This is a genomic window from Ruegeria sp. Alg231-54 (genome assembly GCF_900143525.1).
Taxonomy (GTDB): Bacteria; Pseudomonadota; Alphaproteobacteria; order Rhodobacterales; family Rhodobacteraceae; genus Ruegeria.
Genome location: NZ_FREZ01000010.1, coordinates 38,001 through 55,254 on the forward strand (window position 1 = coordinate 38,001; position 17,254 = coordinate 55,254).

29 protein-coding genes are annotated in these 17,254 nt (G+C 54.9%); 2 read left to right on the forward strand and 27 right to left on the reverse strand.

Annotated elements, in window-relative coordinates:
* Window positions 1-87: 87 nt before the first annotated feature.
* Both DHN12_RS16775 and DHN12_RS16780 read right to left on the reverse strand, forming a co-directional pair.
* On the reverse strand, window positions 88-534 hold the full coding sequence (locus DHN12_RS16775) for a hypothetical protein (RefSeq protein WP_108861243.1): 447 nt from the start codon (window positions 532-534) through the stop codon (window positions 88-90).
* A 21-nt stretch (window positions 535-555) separates the two neighbouring features.
* Window positions 556-924, reverse strand: coding sequence for an antibiotic biosynthesis monooxygenase (locus DHN12_RS16780; RefSeq protein ID WP_108861244.1), 369 nt, complete (start codon window positions 922-924; stop codon window positions 556-558).
* Between the two features lie 77 nt (window positions 925-1,001).
* On the opposite strand from DHN12_RS16780, the gene DHN12_RS16785 reads away from it, so the two are divergent.
* Window positions 1,002-1,433 carry a MarR family winged helix-turn-helix transcriptional regulator gene (locus DHN12_RS16785; protein ID WP_108861245.1) on the forward strand — a complete coding sequence of 144 codons (432 nt, stop codon included), beginning with the start codon at window positions 1,002-1,004 and terminating at the stop codon, window positions 1,431-1,433.
* A gap of 148 nt (window positions 1,434-1,581) precedes the next feature.
* On the opposite strand, the gene DHN12_RS16790 is transcribed toward DHN12_RS16785, so the two are convergent.
* The 22 genes from DHN12_RS16790 to DHN12_RS16895 form a co-directional block, all read right to left on the reverse strand.
* Complete coding sequence (locus DHN12_RS16790; RefSeq protein WP_108861246.1) at window positions 1,582-1,965, reverse strand: hypothetical protein; 384 nt, start codon at window positions 1,963-1,965, stop codon at window positions 1,582-1,584.
* Between the two features lie 116 nt (window positions 1,966-2,081).
* On the reverse strand, window positions 2,082-2,270 hold the full coding sequence (rpmD, locus tag DHN12_RS16795; protein ID WP_008757946.1) for a 50S ribosomal protein L30: 189 nt from the start codon (window positions 2,268-2,270) through the stop codon (window positions 2,082-2,084).
* A 12-nt stretch (window positions 2,271-2,282) separates the two neighbouring features.
* Window positions 2,283-2,852: a 30S ribosomal protein S5 gene (rpsE, locus tag DHN12_RS16800; protein WP_058272455.1), complete on the reverse strand. Its 570-nt coding sequence runs from the start codon at window positions 2,850-2,852 to the stop codon at window positions 2,283-2,285.
* 115 nt (window positions 2,853-2,967) lie between these two features.
* Complete coding sequence (gene rplR, locus DHN12_RS16805) at window positions 2,968-3,327, reverse strand: 50S ribosomal protein L18 (RefSeq protein ID WP_010437103.1); 360 nt, start codon at window positions 3,325-3,327, stop codon at window positions 2,968-2,970.
* Window positions 3,328-3,338: 11 nt separating this feature from the next.
* Window positions 3,339-3,872 carry a 50S ribosomal protein L6 gene (rplF, locus tag DHN12_RS16810; protein ID WP_108861247.1) on the reverse strand — a complete coding sequence of 178 codons (534 nt, stop codon included), beginning with the start codon at window positions 3,870-3,872 and terminating at the stop codon, window positions 3,339-3,341.
* 12 nt (window positions 3,873-3,884) lie between these two features.
* On the reverse strand, window positions 3,885-4,277 hold the full coding sequence (gene rpsH / locus DHN12_RS16815) for a 30S ribosomal protein S8 (RefSeq protein WP_008757119.1): 393 nt from the start codon (window positions 4,275-4,277) through the stop codon (window positions 3,885-3,887).
* Between the two features lie 13 nt (window positions 4,278-4,290).
* On the reverse strand, window positions 4,291-4,596 hold the full coding sequence (rpsN, locus tag DHN12_RS16820) for a 30S ribosomal protein S14 (RefSeq protein ID WP_010437098.1): 306 nt from the start codon (window positions 4,594-4,596) through the stop codon (window positions 4,291-4,293).
* A gap of 19 nt (window positions 4,597-4,615) precedes the next feature.
* A complete protein-coding gene (gene rplE / locus DHN12_RS16825) occupies window positions 4,616-5,176 on the reverse strand; it encodes a 50S ribosomal protein L5 (RefSeq protein ID WP_108861248.1) in 561 nt (186 codons plus the stop codon).
* Window positions 5,169-5,480: a 50S ribosomal protein L24 gene (rplX, locus tag DHN12_RS16830; protein ID WP_058272372.1), complete on the reverse strand. Its 312-nt coding sequence runs from the start codon at window positions 5,478-5,480 to the stop codon at window positions 5,169-5,171. Before rplX ends, rplE begins: the two co-directional genes overlap by 8 nt.
* A gap of 2 nt (window positions 5,481-5,482) precedes the next feature.
* A complete protein-coding gene (gene rplN / locus DHN12_RS16835; protein WP_008757934.1) occupies window positions 5,483-5,851 on the reverse strand; it encodes a 50S ribosomal protein L14 in 369 nt (122 codons plus the stop codon).
* A gap of 76 nt (window positions 5,852-5,927) precedes the next feature.
* Window positions 5,928-6,158 (reverse strand): 30S ribosomal protein S17, encoded by a 231-nt coding sequence (rpsQ, locus tag DHN12_RS16840; RefSeq protein WP_058272371.1) that lies wholly within the window; start codon window positions 6,156-6,158, stop codon window positions 5,928-5,930.
* Window positions 6,159-6,162: 4 nt separating this feature from the next.
* Window positions 6,163-6,369 (reverse strand): 50S ribosomal protein L29, encoded by a 207-nt coding sequence (gene rpmC, locus DHN12_RS16845; RefSeq protein ID WP_037311745.1) that lies wholly within the window; start codon window positions 6,367-6,369, stop codon window positions 6,163-6,165.
* 167 nt (window positions 6,370-6,536) lie between these two features.
* The gene (locus DHN12_RS16850; protein WP_159090046.1) at window positions 6,537-7,382 is read right to left on the reverse strand and encodes a S9 family peptidase; all 846 of its coding nucleotides are present in this window, start codon (window positions 7,380-7,382) and stop codon (window positions 6,537-6,539) included.
* A 313-nt stretch (window positions 7,383-7,695) separates the two neighbouring features.
* Window positions 7,696-7,902: a cold-shock protein gene (locus DHN12_RS16855; RefSeq protein ID WP_108861250.1), complete on the reverse strand. Its 207-nt coding sequence runs from the start codon at window positions 7,900-7,902 to the stop codon at window positions 7,696-7,698.
* 257 nt (window positions 7,903-8,159) lie between these two features.
* Window positions 8,160-8,780, reverse strand: coding sequence for a 2OG-Fe(II) oxygenase family protein (locus tag DHN12_RS16860; protein WP_058272454.1), 621 nt, complete (start codon window positions 8,778-8,780; stop codon window positions 8,160-8,162).
* Window positions 8,781-8,829: 49 nt separating this feature from the next.
* Complete coding sequence (locus DHN12_RS16865) at window positions 8,830-9,378, reverse strand: amino acid synthesis family protein (protein ID WP_108861251.1); 549 nt, start codon at window positions 9,376-9,378, stop codon at window positions 8,830-8,832.
* 163 nt (window positions 9,379-9,541) lie between these two features.
* On the reverse strand, window positions 9,542-9,955 hold the full coding sequence (gene rplP / locus DHN12_RS16870) for a 50S ribosomal protein L16 (protein WP_058272368.1): 414 nt from the start codon (window positions 9,953-9,955) through the stop codon (window positions 9,542-9,544).
* Window positions 9,956-9,967: 12 nt separating this feature from the next.
* Entirely contained in the window at window positions 9,968-10,678 is a 711-nt protein-coding gene (gene rpsC, locus DHN12_RS16875; RefSeq protein ID WP_058272367.1) for a 30S ribosomal protein S3, read from the reverse strand.
* Window positions 10,678-11,058 (reverse strand): 50S ribosomal protein L22, encoded by a 381-nt coding sequence (rplV, locus tag DHN12_RS16880; protein WP_039538267.1) that lies wholly within the window; start codon window positions 11,056-11,058, stop codon window positions 10,678-10,680. Before rplV ends, rpsC begins: the two co-directional genes overlap by 1 nt.
* Before the next feature lie 3 nt (window positions 11,059-11,061).
* Entirely contained in the window at window positions 11,062-11,340 is a 279-nt protein-coding gene (gene rpsS, locus DHN12_RS16885) for a 30S ribosomal protein S19 (RefSeq protein WP_010437056.1), read from the reverse strand.
* A 3-nt stretch (window positions 11,341-11,343) separates the two neighbouring features.
* Entirely contained in the window at window positions 11,344-12,186 is an 843-nt protein-coding gene (rplB, locus tag DHN12_RS16890) for a 50S ribosomal protein L2 (protein ID WP_108861252.1), read from the reverse strand.
* Window positions 12,187-12,451: 265 nt separating this feature from the next.
* Window positions 12,452-13,024, reverse strand: coding sequence for a TetR/AcrR family transcriptional regulator (locus tag DHN12_RS16895; protein ID WP_108861253.1), 573 nt, complete (start codon window positions 13,022-13,024; stop codon window positions 12,452-12,454).
* Between the two features lie 146 nt (window positions 13,025-13,170).
* Here DHN12_RS16895 and DHN12_RS16900 point away from each other — a divergent pair, with 146 nt between their 5' ends.
* Window positions 13,171-14,310, forward strand: a complete 1,140-nt coding sequence (locus DHN12_RS16900) for an MBL fold metallo-hydrolase (protein ID WP_159090047.1) — start codon at window positions 13,171-13,173, stop codon at window positions 14,308-14,310.
* Window positions 14,311-14,500: 190 nt separating this feature from the next.
* Here DHN12_RS16900 and DHN12_RS24475 read toward each other — a convergent pair whose 3' ends face one another.
* The 3 genes from DHN12_RS24475 to DHN12_RS16915 all read right to left on the reverse strand — a co-directional run bounded on the left by DHN12_RS24475 (window position 14,501) and on the right by DHN12_RS16915 (window position 17,239).
* Window positions 14,501-14,761, reverse strand: a complete 261-nt coding sequence (locus tag DHN12_RS24475) for a hypothetical protein (protein ID WP_159090048.1) — start codon at window positions 14,759-14,761, stop codon at window positions 14,501-14,503.
* A 161-nt stretch (window positions 14,762-14,922) separates the two neighbouring features.
* Window positions 14,923-15,957 (reverse strand): fatty acid desaturase, encoded by a 1,035-nt coding sequence (locus DHN12_RS16910; protein ID WP_058276169.1) that lies wholly within the window; start codon window positions 15,955-15,957, stop codon window positions 14,923-14,925.
* Window positions 15,958-16,222: 265 nt separating this feature from the next.
* A complete protein-coding gene (locus tag DHN12_RS16915; protein ID WP_108861255.1) occupies window positions 16,223-17,239 on the reverse strand; it encodes an aldose epimerase family protein in 1,017 nt (338 codons plus the stop codon).
* Window positions 17,240-17,254: the final 15 nt, after the last annotated feature.

The following is a 17,254-nucleotide window of genomic DNA, read 5'->3' on the forward strand; positions in this document are numbered from 1 at the left end:
CCGTTATGCATCTATTGAATAGCTGAGCAGCAGGTCGCGCTGCTGTGAGACCAATTGCATGGGCTTAAACGGCGGCTACTGGCGCAACTACTTTCCCGCACGTCTTCTGCGAGCAGTCATCGCCCGGCCGTCGCGTATACTCAACCCCATCAAAGTGAGGTTAGTAGCACCAGCGAGCAACTCAACGACCTGCACAGCGTAGAAACTGATGTCAAAGGACCCAGCGCTCGCTTTGGCGTTCAGGAAGATTGCAGCGGGAACAAGGATCAACAGACCGTTCATCGCGATGATCGGCATTCGCTTCTTCTTGGCTAGCACCGGCGCGTCCTTGCGTCGACGCCCAAGGGACATACCGGATGCACCCACGATCACCATCGCAGGCACAAGGATAAACAGCCCACTGACAATCATGGACTTTACGGCTGCGACAGTCTCATGGGTCGCAAACAATTCGCTGTACAAAGTGGAAGTCCAGAATACGAATATTGTAAGAAAACCGATTACTCCGGCGATGGGGTGGATTACTCTTAACATGCGGCTACTCCGGTTTTGGCATCAGGCGACGCAGTGGTTTTCGACTGTGATCTTTCTTAGAAGATGTGGACGCGCCACGGCGCTTTCGGGATAGTCTGCAATTCGACGCTGGAACTCTGGGTGGGTGAAGGCGTCGCGAAAGCTTTTGACGTCCTGCCAGATCGCATAGTTCACGAAAGTCGAACTGCCAGCGATCCCCTGATGAAGCTGGGTCGAGATGTATCCCGACTGGGACTTCATGAAGTCCGCATCATGCGCCCAGGCCTTCAACAGCGCCTCTTCGTCTTTCGCGTCCACTGTAAATACGTTGATCAGCACCACAGGGCCTTCCTCGGCCTGCATCTGATCAGCCAGTGTGACGACCTTATCCATCTCTTCGATATGAGCCATTTCGATTCCTTTTCATTCATTTGTATAGCTTGCTATGTATTATTGCATAGCTTGCTATTCAAGTGTAAATCTCAAGCATGGATTTCGAAAAAGAGAACTCGGCCGGATATCTGGTCAATCACATGGCGCGATTGTTCGCGAAAGAGCTGCAACACCACATTGCGCCTTTGGGCATCGTTGTTGGACAGTTCCCAGTCTTGCTGGAGCTTTGGCTCAAGGACGGGGTCACCCAAAAAGATCTGCTGGCCAAAATTGACGTCGAACAAGCGACTCTGGCCAACACGCTCAACCGTATGGAGCGCGACGGCTTGATCAAAAGAACGAAAAACCCCGCTGACGCCAGGGCCCAGTTGATCTGGTTAACCGAGAAAGCGCGGGCACTGAGAGAAAGTTCCTATGAGGCCGCCCAGGCCGTCAATACCAAAGCGTTGCAGGTATTAAGTGTTTCGGAGCGCACCCAATTCACAGATTCCATGCGTCGAGTAATAGAAGGTTTACGCTCAGGTTAAGCGAATCCATAGTCGATGGAACGTGGATACCCCGGAACTTTCCTAAAACTGGCTTGATCTTGTTAGAGCGTTCTCTTTTCAACGCAACGCGCTCAGTCGCACGAGGCTGTTGCCTCGCGCTTGGCATCATTGACAACTCTGTAAGAGCCTAGTTCCGAATTTGGCCGATGTAACGCTGTTTATTAGCGTTCACCAGAACCAACTTTCCGTTGTTTACTACATACAGGTCGAACCTTGGATCGCCGTATCCAATGCAACGCATTCCATTGTCGTAGAACTTGTACGCGTTGGCTTTCCATGTTTGCCCGTTGGCCTTGTAGGAATAGGAGCCATCAGCTGAATAAGTTTCGACTTCTTTTCCGCTATACACCACTTTACGACCGGCGAGGTTCGTTTGCAGCCATGCCGCGTTTACCTTTTGGTCCCCGTCAGAGAAATGGGATTTGGTCGTCTTCGGGGCTTTGGCCGGACATGCAGCATGTGCTGAGACGCCAATTAATGTCGCGCACAGCGCGGGCAGGAACAATTTCATAATCTCTCACTCTTTCAAAAAATAGGTCGAATTCATACCCGGATGGCGAATCAAAACAAGAAAAAACGCCCCCGACATTGCCGAGGGCGTTTCCAAATCTTTCAAAGAGTTCGCGCTTAGCCGCGCTCTTCGATGATCTCAACCAGATGCGGGATCTTGTTGACCATGCCGCGGACCGAGGGCGTATCCTCAAGCTCGCGGGTTTTGTGCATCTTGTTCAGGCCCAGGCCGATCAGAGTTGCGCGCTGTTCAGCGGGGCGACGGATCGGGGAACCGATTTGCTTGACGACGATGGTTTTTGCCATGGGTCGCTCTCCTTATGCTTCTGCTTCAGCAGCAGCTGGTGCTTCGTCCCGCTTGGGCAGGATGTCAGCAACCTTTTTGCCACGACGCTGGGCAACCGAACGCGGGCTCTGCTCTTTCTGCAGGCCGTTGATGGTGGCGCGGATCATGTTGTACGGGTTCTGCGAGCCCAGCGACTTGGACACAACGTCCTTTACGCCCAGCATTTCGAACACGGCACGCATCGGACCACCGGCGATGATACCGGTACCTTCAGGTGCGCTGCGCATAACCACTTTACCGGCGCCATGACGGCCTTCGATGTCGTGGTGCAGGGTACGACCTTCGCGCAGTTGCACGCGGATCATCTGACGCTTGGCTTGTTCGGTCGCTTTGCGGATGGCTTCAGGTACTTCTTTCGCTTTACCTTTGCCAAAGCCGACGCGGCCTTTCTGATCGCCTACGACCACCAGAGCGGCGAAGCCAAAGCGCTTACCACCTTTTACGGTTTTCGATACGCGGTTGATCGCAACCAGACGATCTGCGAATTCCGGAGTTTCGTCGCGGTCACGTCCACGGCCCCGGCGGTTATCACGTTCTGCCATTTTGGCATCCCTTTTCTTTGGTGACGCTTGCGGCGTCGTTTGTTCAATCCAAGTGGACCCCGGCATTGCCAAGGCCCCCGGATCATCGGGGCGGATCGAAACCCGCCCGCAAGTCTTAGATCTTCAGACCACCTTCACGCGCAGCGTCGGCGACAGCCTTCACTTTGCCGTGGAACAGGAAGCCGCCACGATCGAAATAGGCCTCTTCGACGCCTGCCTTCTTGGCACGCTCGGCGATGGCCGCGCCCACTTTGGTGGCCGCTTCGACGTTGTTCTTGCCAACAACACCCAGATCTTTTTCCAGGGTCGAGGCCGAGGCTAGGGTCACGCCACGTACGTCGTCGATCAACTGAACAGAGATGTTCTTGTTCGAACGGTGTACGGACAAACGCGGACGACCCGCGTTGACCTTGCGAAGTTTGTTCCGAACGCGCAGGCGGCGCTTCAGAAACAGGGTTCTTTTGCTGTTTGCCATTGTTTGCGTCCTTACTTCTTCTTGCCTTCTTTGCGGAAGATGAACTCGCCCTTATAGCGGATGCCTTTGCCCTTATAGGGCTCGGGACGGCGCCATTCGCGGATTTTCGCCGCGACTTCGCCCACCTGCTGCTGGTCGTTACCTTCCACAATGATCACGGTCTGCTTCGGCGCGGTGATTGTGACACCCTCCGGAGCAACGAAATCAACGTCATGGCTGTAGCCCAGGTTCAGCTTCAGGGTGTTGCCCTGCATCTGAGCCCGGTAACCAACACCCTGGATCTCCAGCTCTTTCCTGAAGCCTTCGGTCACACCGGTCACCAGGTTTGCGACCATTGTGCGGCTCATGCCCCACTGCTGGCGCGCGCGCTTGGACATACCGCGAGGGTTGATCTGAACCACGTTATCTTCGACCGACAGCGTTACGTCGTCAGTCGCAGTGAAGCTGCGGGCGCCTTTCGGGCCTTTGACTTCGATGGTCTGGCCGGAAACCGAGGCAGTTACGCCGCTGGGCAATTCGACCGGACGTTTACCAATACGAGACATTGACAGACCTCCTTAGAAGACGGTGCAGAGCACTTCGCCACCAACATTGTTGGAGCGTGCGTTCTGGTCCGACATCACACCTTTCGGAGTGCTGACAATCGACACACCCAGACCCTGACGGACCTGCGGGATGTCATTGACGCCCATGTATACGCGACGACCGGGCTTAGAGACCCGCTTCAGTTCGCGAATGACAGGGGTGCCTTCGTAGTATTTCAGGCTGATTTCGATGGCCGGATGACCGTTTTCACCGGTCGTCGCTTCGTAGCCACGGATGTAACCTTCGTCCGCCAGCACGTCCAGAACCCAACCACGCAGCTTGGAAGCCGGGGTGGAAACGGTGGACTTGCCACGCATTTGCGCGTTGCGGATACGGGTGAGCATATCGCCGATAGGATCGTTCATATCATTCTCTCCCTTACCAGCTCGATTTCACCATGCCGGGGATCTGACCAGCAGAACCCAGCTCGCGCAGCGCGATACGGCTGACCTTCAGCTTACGGTAGTAAGCGTGGGGACGACCGGTCAGCTGACAGCGGTTGTGCAGACGAGTAGCCGAGCTGTTGCGCGGCAGTTTCGCCAGTTTCAGACGCGCTTTGAAGCGCTCTTCCATCGGCTTGCTCTCGTCATTCGCGATTTCTTTAAGCTCGGCACGCTTTGCGGCATATTTGGCCACCAGGCGTTCGCGCTTCTTCTCGCGTTCGATCATTGCTTTTTTAGCCATGTCTCAATCCTCCCGGCGCTTACGCGTTGAACGGCATGTTGAAAGCTTTCAACAGTGCCTTTGCTTCAGCGTCGGATTTCGCTGTGGTGGCAATTACGATGTCCATGCCCCAGACTTCGTCAACTTTGTCGAAGTCGATTTCCGGGAACACGATGTGCTCTTTCATGCCCATGGCAAAGTTGCCCTGACCATCGAAAGACGGCTTCACGCCGCGGAAGTCACGAATACGTGGCATCGCGATGGTGATCAGGCGATCCAGGAATTCGTACATCCGGTCACCGCGCAGGGTCACTTTCGCACCCAGCGGCATGTCTTCACGGACGCGGAAGCCAGCGATCGACTTCTTCGCCTTGGTGGAAACAGCCTGTTGACCAGCAATCGCAGTCAGATCCTCGACAGCAGCTTTCGCTTTCTTCGAGTCTTTGACCGCTTCGGCACCACAACCGATGTTCAGAACGATTTTGTCCAGCTTGGGCAGCTGCATGTCGTTCTTGTAGCCGAACTCTTCTTTCAGAGCGGCACGGATGGTTTCAGCGTACTGAGCTTTCAGACGCGGGGTGTAGGTTGCGTTATCAAGCATCGATCACGTCCCCCGTGGTCTTGGCGAAGCGCACTTTCTTGTCACCTTCCATGCGGAAACCAACGCGAGTTGCTTTGCCGTTCTTGTCCAGCAGAGCCAGGTTCGACAACTCGATCGGGTTTGCCTGAGGCAGACGACCACCCTGAGAGTTCTGAGTCTGGCGAGTGGCGCGGATGGCGATGTTGATACCGTCAACAACAGCTTTTCCGGCAGATGGGTTAACCGAGGTGATAGTTCCCTCTTTGCCCTTGTCCTTGCCGGCCAGCACGACGACCTTGTCGCCTTTGCGGAGTTTAGCAGCCATGATTACAGCACCTCCGGAGCGAGCGAGATGATTTTCATGAAATTCTTGCCACGCAGTTCACGAACAACCGGGCCAAAGATACGTGTACCTACGGGCTCGTTGTTGTTGTTCAGAATGACGGCGGCGTTGCGATCAAAACGGATCGCGGTGCCGTCTTCGCGACGGACTTCTTTGGCGGTGCGTACGACGACGGCCTTACGGACGTCACCTTTCTTTACGCGGCCGCGCGGGATGGCTTCCTTCACCGAGACGACAATGATGTCGCCGACGGAGGCGTATTTACGCTTGGAACCACCCAGGACCTTGATGCACTGAACTCGGCGTGCGCCGGAGTTGTCAGCGACATCCAGATTGGTCTGCATCTGGATCATGTGGTTTCTCCCGACCTGTGGGGGCTGGTCTGGTTAGATCCCCCAGGGTTTCGACAAATGGAAAAATCCTGAAAGCTTACGCTTCCAGAACTTCCCAACGTTTCGTCTTCGATTTCGGCGCGCATTCGATGATGCGAACAGAGTCACCGACCTTGAAGGCGTTCTTTTCATCGTGAGCCCGGTATTTCTTGGACTTACGGATGGTTTTCTTCAGAACCGGATGCGTAAAGCGGCGCTCGACGGACACGGTTACGGTTTGTGCGTTGGCATCGCTGGTTACGGTGCCGGACAGGATACGCTTGGGCATAGGATTACTCCTCCGATGCCGCAGCAGCGGCCTTTTCGTTCAGAATGGTTTTGACGCGGGCAGCGTTGCGGCGGGCCGCTTTGATGCCGGCGGTGCTTTCCAGCTGACCGGTTGCCTGTTGAAAGCGCAGGTTAAAGCTTTCTTTCTTCAGGTTGGCCAGTTCCTCGCGGAGCTGGTCCGGGGTCTTGTCACGCAGTTCTTGGGCGTTCATCGCCTTTTTCCTTTGCTCAAAACACCAGAAGGCCCCTTACAGGGTCACCTTTGACCTGGTGGATGAATGATAGACATACGAATCCCCCGACTCGGCCGGGGGAACGCAAGATGCCGCTCTATAGGGGGTTCAGCGGTGGGTGGCAAGGGAAAGTTTCTTGCTTGCCCTCAGTTCGAATTCTGGGCTTCAAAGAATATAATCGTTTGGTCGATCATCTGTTCCAAAGCTTCGCCGTTGGTGAAGATATTGAACACGTGATCCATATCATATTGCCAGAATGTTTCAGGTCCATCATGGGCCTCAAGGAAACTCTGCGCTCCTTCCGGGTAAACAACAGTGTCAGCTGAACCTTGCGCGACGAATAGCGGGCCAGAATAGGATGCAATCTCAGCAATTGGATTGGCGGCTTCTATCCCGTCGAAGAAACTGCCGTTCAATTGGATGTCAACGTCCCATGGCAAAGTAACGGTCACTGTTTGTTCGGGCTGGGCTTGCATACCCTCGGCCATCTGTTCCGCGCCGAACAACGTACCAAAGGTTTTCTGAGGGTCGCTAACCGCATTCCACAGTGCCACCGCAACAGGGGTATCCGAGCGCCCCGCAACGGCGGAAGCAACCAATCCGCCCTGGCTCCAACCGATGATATAAATTTCATCACCCTGTACATTCTCTGCAGTTTTCAAGTAGTCGATTGCGGCAAGACCATCCTGAATTTGGCCTTCGAATGTCGTCTCCGCAAATTCTAGATCAGCGGTGCTTTCCCCGGAACCACGGAAATCTATACGCAGGCTCGCATATCCCGCGTCGGCTAATCTACTGGCGGTATGTCCGAATACGCCAGCCGGAACGTGCTTAGTTGCCAGTTCATCTCGTTTTCCCGTAAAACCGTGCATCAAGAGAACCACAGGTGACGCGTCACCATCAGGCCGGGACATTGTGCCTAGAAAATCCTGCCCACCGGAAGAAATTGAAACAACTTCTTCGACGTCCGCCAAGGCCATACCAGAAGTCATAAGTGCAATACACGCGGAACCAATCACATTAGCGGATCGCATAACATTTCCTCTTGTAGCTCAGGTGATGAAATAATCTGAAGTCTTACCTAAACCTAAGTCAACGGGCGATTCAGACGTTTGACACCCAAACGCGGTAGGAATCTTGAAACTGGAAGATGCAAATTGACCGATAATCCGCTCGTGTTCAGTCACATTTGTGAACACGCCAAAGGATTGTTAACCGTCACTCAGAAATCTCGTGAATCCCGAAACGCAAAACGCGGCCTCGTTTGCACAAGACCGCGTCTTCAACTGTCTAAGTCTGAGTGACTTACACCAGAGCGATGTTGACAGCCGACTCACGACCGTCACGGCCGGGTTCGATGTCGAATGTTACTTTCTGGTCGTCAGCCAGGCCGGTCAGACCCGAGCGCTCAACAGCAGAGATGTGTACAAACACGTCTTTGCCACCGGTCTCCGGTGCGATGAAGCCAAAACCTTTAGTTGTGTTGAACCATTTTACGGTGCCATTGGCCATATCCGTAGTCTCCTATTAAATTGCTGTCCGCGGAATTGCGACAGCGCGGCGTTGTAGGTCTGGATCGAGAGACTGAACGCCGAAGATTCGGGAGACAGTGGTCGAAAAAGAAAAACGTAAGCGTGCTTCACATGGTTCATGACGACACATATTGCAAGGTTTTTCGACAACTCGAAGTGAAAAGTGATTGGCGGGGGCGCCGCCCATTCTTCCCGCAATCGCTACATTAGTACAATTGCTGTGTCGTGACCCGCGGCTCACTCCCACTTGTAGTTAAAGCTGACACTGATGCGCTCATCCTCAGCCATATTCATTGGCACCTCATGTCGCAGCCAGCTTTCCCACAGCAAGACATCTCCCACCTGCGGCTTCATATAGATGAACGGCTGCAAATCCCGCCGCCCGCCCTTTAGCCGCGTCGGTGCCGCCATCATGCGGGCTGAGCGGGGGTCTTCCAGTTTCAGCGCGCTCGCCCCTTCGGGCATCGCCACATAGGTCGTGCCGGAAATCACGCTGTGCGGGTGCAGGTGGCTGGAGTGCATTCCGCCTTCAGGGAGAATGTTGATCCACAGGTCTTCGAGCTTCAATTCACCCTCGCCCAGATCGAACTCCAGATCCTTGGCAAAGGCTGCCACATGCTGATCCAACGCTTTGACCAGATCGGCAAAGATCGGGAACCGCCAGGGCAGATCGGTCAGCGAGGCATAGCTGGTGTAGCCGGGATAGCCGTTTTCTTCGCACCATTCCTGCCCAGCCTCATCATCCTCGGCGATGACAAGACAAGAATTTTCCATTTCCTCGGGATCGATCTTGGGATCGAATTCGGAAAGGGCTGCGCGATAAAGACGGGTAACGAAGAGTGATTCAATCTGTGCCATGGGTCGGGCATAGCCCAAGCCCTGACCCAAGACCAGCCCCAGCCAGCCTTCAGTTTTTGACCGGTCCCGAACCGCAGCGCGGGATCGGTCGTCCGCCATCTGCGTAGGCCAGACACATGACGATCTCATCCGGTTTCGGCGCATCCGGAATATTCAAAGTCATGGTATCGAAATGGTCAAAGGACCACGGGTTGTCCTTGTGCCCAAGCGGCAGATCGATTGAACTTCCCGGTGCCCCGAGCTTGGCATTAGACGGAATGACAGCTTCGCCCCCACCCGCTGTAGCACGCATAGGAGCGCCAAGTTTCGGGTGGATCAGTGCGCCGCCTTGTTCGAGATCGCCATTCGCGCCAACAATCGCTGCTTTACCATACGAAATCGGAGAACCGTCGAGTTGAGAAACAGCCTCGGCCGCGAGGTCAGCGCCGAGCGCACCACCTATTTCAAACAGCTCGGACAAATCTTCCGAAAATTTACCGGCGAGTGGGTTCTGTATGACTGCCAAAGCTGCAACCCGGCAGACCGGAGCACATAGTTGCCCCAATTGATCGGTGGTTATGACCTCTTTGATGAATACCTTCTTGCGCAGCTGAAACATATGACCCTCCCATTCTCAATTGTCAGCCTATGGGGGCCATGGACAATCGTCGACTTCTTTCACGAAACGATGGGATGGATCATAATAGGCTGACGAAAAAGAAAACCCCCGCCGGTGTCCCGACGGGGGTTAATCTTGTTACGAAGGGCTTTCGCCCAATCGCTTACCAGTCTTCGCGGATCACGACGCGGGTCTTGATCGGCAGCTTCATCGCGGCAAGGCGCAGGGCCTCGCGGGCGATGTCGTCATTGACGCCGTCGATCTCGAACATCACGCGGCCAGGCTTGACTTTGCATGCCCAGCGGTCGACCGAACCTTTACCTTTACCCATACGAACTTCGATCGGCTTTGCAGTGACCGGGGTGTCGGGGAAGATGCGGATCCAGACACGGCCCTGACGCTTCATGTGACGCGTCATGGCACGACGTGCAGCTTCGATCTGGCGTGCAGTTACACGCTCAGGCTCAAGAGCTTTCAGACCATAGGTGCCAAAGTTCAGATCAGAGCCGCCTTTGGCTTCACCCTTGATCCGGCCTTTGTGCATCTTGCGGAATTTAGTACGCTTTGGTTGAAGCATATCTTTCCCTCCTTAGCGACGACCGCCACCAGCACCACGAGGTGCAGGGCCGTCCTGGAGTTCCTGTGCTTTACGGTCACGTGCCTGCGGATCGTGCTCCATGATCTCACCTTTGAAGATCCAGACCTTGATCCCGATGATCCCGTAGGGGGTCATCGCTTCGGCTTGTGCGTAATCGATGTCGGCGCGCAGTGTGTGCAGAGGCACACGGCCTTCGCGGTACCACTCGGTCCGTGCGATTTCGGCGCCGCCCAGACGGCCAGCGACGTTCACCCGGATACCCAAAGAGCCCATGCGCATGGCGTTCTGAACCGAGCGCTTCATTGCGCGACGGAACGAAACACGACGTTCCAGCTGCTGAGCGATGGACTCGGCAACCAGCTGCGCGTCAAGCTCGGGCTTGCGCACTTCGACGATGTTCAGGTGCAGCTCGCTGTCAGTCATGTGAGCAAGCTTTTTGCGCAGCACTTCAATGTCTGCACCTTTCTTGCCGATGATGACACCAGGACGCGCGGTGTGGATCGTAACGCGGCACTTCTTGTGCGGACGTTCGATGATCACACGGGCAATACCGGCCTGCTTGCACTCTTTGTTGATGAACTCACGGATCTTGAGGTCTTCCAGCAGAAGATCACCGTAGTCCTTGGTGTCGGCGTACCAGCGGCTGTCCCAGGTGCGGTTCACCTGCAGGCGCATGCCGATCGGATTTACTTTATGACCCATTAGGCTTGCTCCTCAACTTGACGCACCTTGATGGTGATCTCCGAGAACGGCTTCATAATCTTGCCGAACCGACCACGGGCACGCGGGCGACCGCGCTTCATGACCAGGTTCTTGCCAACCCATGCTTCGGCGACGATCAGCTCGTCAACGTCCAGGTTGTGGTTGTTCTCGGCGTTGGCGATTGCGGACTGCAGGCACTTCTTGACGTCCTGCGCGACACGCTTGTTCGAGAAAGTCAGGTCGGTCAGAGCCTTCTCGACTTTCTTGCCGCGGATCATCTGCGCAACCAAGTTCAGTTTCTGCGGGCTGGTGCGAAGCATGCGCGTTTTCGCCATTGCTTCGTTTTCAGCCACGCGGCGGGGGTTCTTTTCCTTGCCCATGACTTACTTCCGCTTCGCTTTTTTGTCAGCGGCGTGACCGTAATAGGTACGAGTTGGCGAATACTCACCGAACTTCTGACCGATCATGTCTTCCGAGACGTTGACGGGGATATGCTTATGGCCGTTGTACACACCAAAGGTCAGACCCACGAACTGGGGCAGAATGGTGGAACGACGCGACCAAATCTTGATGACTTCGTTGCGGCCCGACTCGCGCGCTGCTTCGGCTTTTTTAAGCACATAAGCATCGACGAAAGGACCCTTCCAAACAGAGCGAGACATAGATTAACGTCCCTTCTTCTTGGCGTGCCGCGAGCGGATGATCAGCTTCTGGGACGCTTTGTTCTTGTTGCGGGTACGCTTACCCTTGGTGTCCTTACCCCATGGAGTAACCGGTGTACGGCCACCCGAGGTACGACCTTCACCACCACCGTGCGGGTGATCGATCGGGTTCATTGCAACACCACGAACCGAAGGACGCACGCCTTTGTGGCGCATACGACCGGCTTTACCGAGGTTTTGGTTGCTGTTGTCGGGGTTGGACACGGCACCGACGGTGGCCATGCATTCCTGACGGACCATGCGCAGCTCGCCCGAGCTCAGACGGATCTGAGCGTAGCCGCCATCGCGACCAACGAACTGAGCGTATGTACCAGCCGCACGTGCGATCTGACCGCCCTTGCCAGGCTTCATCTCGATGTTGTGGACGATGGTACCAATGGGCATGCCCGAGAACGGCATTGCGTTGCCCGGCTTGATGTCGGCCTTGACGGATGCCACGACTTTGTCACCAACAGCCAGACGCTGCGGAGCCAGGATATATGCCTGCTCGCCGTCTTCGTATTTTACCAGTGCGATGAATGCGGTCCGGTTCGGGTCATATTCGATCCGTTCGACGGTTGCCGCGACATCAAATTTATTCCGTTTGAAGTCAACGATCCGGTAGAGACGCTTTGCGCCACCGCCGCGGCGGCGTGAAGTGATCCGTCCGGTGTTGTTCCGGCCGCCCGATTTGGTCAAACCCTCAGTGAGAGACTTGACCGGACGTCCTTTCCAAAGCTCCGAACGGTCGATCAGCACCAGCCCGCGCTGGCCCGGCGTCGTCGGCTTGTACGACTTGAGTGCCATGCTTTCTGTCTTCCGTTTAGCAAGTGCAGGGATTTCCCCGCTATGTGATAGGCCCCCGTAGGTGCCAAAGGTATAGGGCCCCGAAGGTCCCCGGTTTCAAATATCATAGGCCCCGGAACGAATCCGAGGCCGCAAGATTGGGTGCATTTAGCAGTGTTGGGGGTGGGTGTCTATAGAAATCAAAAACATTATGTATGTGCCTCACTCCCCTTTATTCCCTGATCGAAGGAGCGCCTTTAAAACCTCTTGTTGGTTTGCATACCAATTAGCGTTTTTGAGTGAGAAACTCATGCCTCAGGAGTGTTTCGCTTGCTGAATCGTAAGTGCTTTGGGGCGTGTACACAGACCGGCGCGCGCTGACAAATACAAGAAACAGCCTGACCCGCATTTCCAGTTCGGCCCCCTCAAAGCCAATAGCCTCAAAAACCCCTTTAACAAACTCATATCGCCTGCGATCGACTTCTTTCAGGGCTTCCGCCACGACGGGGTCCTGAGCCGCCCAGGATCGGAAAGCGATATCAAATTGATCAAGTCCTTCAGACTCGACATATTGCGTTAACGACAACAGGCGCTCTGACGGTGAAGCATCGGACGTATTGACATCGTTGATGACCGACTCCGTAAACTCCTTGGACCAGTAGTCGATCAGCGCTCGAACAAACTCATCACGGTTTTTGAAGTGGTGGTAAAAACTGCCCTTCGTGACTCCCAGGTTTTTGACGAGAGAGTCGATTCGCAGCCGCGCACCCCCCTCTGTCGCAAGGACATTAAGGGCTGTTTCTAACCATCTTTCGCGATCATATCGAGGAAGAGGTGGTGATTTTTGAGTGTCGCGCATGCCTTGTTTTTAAGCCAAAATTGCGTTCCGTCAAGACATACATACCAAAAAGTACTGTACAGACTATTGGGTATGGAGCATACCATAAGGTACCCAATATACATATTCGAATGGATAGGGTTTTCAGACCTCAAGGGGGATGTACGATGCCTACGAAACTTTTATCAGCAACGCTCGCGACTGCTTGCGTCATTGCAGCAACTGCAACTGCGCAAACCTGGGAAGAAAATCTTGCGGCCGGTGCTGCAACAACAGAGCAGAACCATCTCAACGTGCCGTTCACGCAAATGAAGAATATGAAGACGGCCTTCAGTTCGCCCGGAAACTGGCCAATATTTGAGAACCGAGGGCCACTAGATCGTTCGCCTACCGACAAGCCGTCCAAAGTTCTGGTCATGGGAAGCGGCGACCCGAATCCCAACCCCTATCGTTATGGCCCGGCTCTGGCGGTAATCGTAAACGACTATCCCTATTTCATTGACGCTGGAGAAGGCTGGTGGCGCGCGCTGGGTAAATCGGTTCAGTCTCAGGACGCAATGGATCTGGCAACGATCATGAACGTCCCGAACATCAAATACATGTTCCTGACCCACCTGCACGAAGATCATACCGTTGGATTGCCGTCTTTCATTTTGAATCCGTTCAAATTCGGGTCGAACCTGGCCGTCGTCGACAAGAAAGTTTACGGCCCCGCCGGTGTCGACGAGATGATGGCCAGCATCAACGACGCATGGCGCATTGACCGCAACGAAATGGCACAAGGATCGACAGTGCAAAAATTTGACGGCGCAACCGCAGTTGGGGTGCCGGTCTGGCCACATGTTGACGTCAACGGACGTAAGATTTTCGAAGATGACAATGTTCTGGTCGAAGCCTTCCCGACAGCGCACGGGTTTTTAGAGAATACCCACGCCTACAGGTTTACGACCAAACCCGACGGCCGTGTTCTCGTCTTTGGCGGCGACGGGCACTACTCGGAAGGTCTGGTGAATGCAGCCAAAGATGCTGACTTGCTATTTATCGAGGGCATTACCCGCAAGAATATCAAGTACGCACCTTGGGGCGGTGACTCCGAGGAAGAAAAGGTGAAGGTCATCGGTGCCTACCACATGTTCCCCAGCGACATGAAGAAGTTACAAGATGACAGCGGCGTCAAAGGAATCGTCATGGTTCATGTTCAGAACTACAACAGCCCTGAAGACTTTGACCGGCTCAGCGTTCTGCAAGAGATGATCGACGAAGGCGTGGTCAACATCCTGCAGGCTTCGGACGGCGACCTCTACTAAACACGATCAGCGTGCCAAAAACAGCTTGGTACCAATCCTCACAAAGTAAGGCCCCTGCTAGCGCTGGGACCTTTGTCGCTCCCAAAACGGAATCGACCTGAGACCGCAGGACACGTCGATGTGTTCTCCCCTCTTCCAGGGGCACATATGTATTTGAAGTCTTTCCACTTGCCCAACTGGCCTCGCACGATCACTTCTTGTCGCGCGCGGCCTTCTCTTCTTTGGTCAGCTTGGCGTTCCAGACATTCTTGCTCAAACCCAGCTCAGCGGGCGCAGGTTTGGTTTTGCCGACGCTGACTTTGCCTCCTTTATCCAGGAACTCCTGAATAAGGGCCTCATCTGTTGTTTCTTTGGGAACATGTTTCATATGTGTATGCCTATCTGCTCTGTTCACTCGAAGCAACGGCAGCTTCGCGGGGCAAATCTGACAGAGCAGGTTCAGAACAGACATTCAAATAACAAAAAACCCCGGCTCGCGTGGGGGCTTTCGTCTTTTTCCAAGGGCAGTTCCGATCAGAGGCCGGTGGGCACGTCGATGGTGTTACCCTCTCCAAGGGTCACATGTGATTTCTTGACGTCTTTCCGGGTGTGCTCCACCCGGCGAAACACCCCTCACCCATACAACGCACGCGCCTCAGCGAAGGACAACAAACGGCGGTTATTTTCGTCCCACAGGTGCAACCGCGCGTTGGCGAGGCTCTCACGGATGGTCATCTTGTTGCTGTTGGCCAGCTCATCATGATCGCGCAGCACTTCGGTCAGACGATAGAACGGAATGCGGCTGTACAGGTGGTGCACGTGGTGGATGCCGATATTGGCGCTGAACCACTGCAGCACGGATGGCAGGATGTAATGCGAACTGCCGTGCAAGGCAGCCTCATGCAGTTGCCAGTCCTTATCAGCGTCCCAATGCGTATCCTCGAACTGGTGCTGTACGTAAAACAGCCACACGCCCGCGGTCGCGGCAATCAGGGTTGAGGGCAGAAAAATCAGCAGCACCGGCATCAGGCCGCCAAAGTAATAGACGGCCACGAGGGCAGCCAGAATGGCAAGGTTGGTGCCCATCGCGCTGATCCAGAACCTGACGCTGCCCGTCAAACCCAACGGGAGGCGGTTCTGGAACAGAAACAGATAGCCGGGGCCAAGGACAAAAAGAGTAATGGGGTTGCGATAAACCCGGTACCAGAACCGGTTCATGGGTGTCTTTGACCGGTACTCGGCGACTGTCAAAGTGTGGATATCGCCCATTCCCCGTTTGTCCAAATTGCCCGAGCTGTTGTGATGGTTGGAATGCGTGCGGCGCCAGACGTCATAAGGCGTCAGGGTCAATACACCAATGACCCGCCCAACCCAGTCGCTGACCGACCTGTTCTTGAAGAACGCTCCGTGACCACAATCATGCTGGATCGCAAACAGGCGTAGCAGGAAGGCCGCGTTGAGAACGGCAATCGCAAAAGCCAACCAATAGCTGACCGAAAGCGACATCCAGGACAGCGCCCACAGTACAAAGAAGGGGATAATGCTGACACCCAGCTCAAAGGAGCTGCGCCACTGGTTCGGTTCGCGGTATTTGGCAAGTGTCGTAACCCAATCCCGCGCGGCGGTCACATCCGGTTTGTCCGGGGTCGAGAGATAGGGTTTTGTCATACGCCTGCCATGTCACTTCTGTTTGTAGAAACCGCATAGACTACCGTTCCGGCATAGCAAGCGAATTCTGGCTGAGGCGATTGTGTCGCGCTCATTTTCTTTGGTGTTGTTGCTCGGGAAAACCTCCGCTTTCGCGGGTGCCTTCTTGCTTATCCACAGTTGGACCCGATCAGAGATAGGTATTCACGTCGATGGTGTAACCCTCTTATGTGGTCAAATTTGCTTTATTGACGTTTTCCGATGGCCCAACTGATCACGGAACATCCTAGTTTCCCACCTCGCCCTGAAACACGTATCGTGAAACATGGCGATAGGTTTGACCCTTGCGCAATACCGCACTGGGAAACCCTTGCTGATTGATTGAATCGGGCCAGACCTGTGGTTCCAACGCAACGCCGGAATAGGGGTCGTAGGGCTGGCCACCCAAGCCAACGCGCGGACCTTCATCAAAAGACGCACCGGAATAGACCTGCAAACCCGGCTCAGTCGTCTTGAGCTGCATCGTAAGACCCGATGACGAGCCGGTCAGCGTCGCCACCGTACGGCAGGGCATTCGCTGATCGGACAGGCAGAAATTGTGGTCATATGCCCATCCGCCCAAAGGTCGCGGTGACCGGAGGTCAAAGGGCGTGCCCGCAACGCTGAGCGTGTCGCCTGTGGGAATGAGGTCCCCGTCAACAGGGGTGTAGTGTTCTGCGCGCACCATTAGTTCGTGCTTGCGGATGTCTGCGCCACCGTCGAGGTTGAAATAGATATGCGGGGTCAGGTTGCAGAGGCTTGCCGACGTTGTCCGCGCTTCCATTTCGATGCTCAATGTAGCGTCCGCTTCGACTCGGAAGGTCACCGTCACTTCCAAGTCGCCGCCAAAGCCCATATGGCCATCTGGCAGGGTCAGCTGCAAAGTGACTGCGCCCGGTGTGACGCTGGAAATTTCCCAGGCCAGACGATCCATACCTTGCGTTCCGCCGTGCAACGTATGGGTGCCCAAATAATTGCGATCCAGATGGTAACTTGCGCCATCCAGACTGTATGACGCGCGCGCGATCCGATTGGCACAACGGCCTACTATGGCTCCTAGGTAAGCAGTGCTGTCTTCATAGCTTGCGATCCCTGGCCACCCCAATATCAGAGGATGCCCAAAACCCTGCAAACGCAGATCCTGCAGCGTTGCACCATAGGTCAGGATACGCGCAGAAAGCGCCCCCTGCCCGATATCGATGCTTTTTACGATCTGACCATCCCGGGTTTTCCCGAAATCGCGAACCTGCTGTTCAGCCTTCATATCACCCGCTTCACT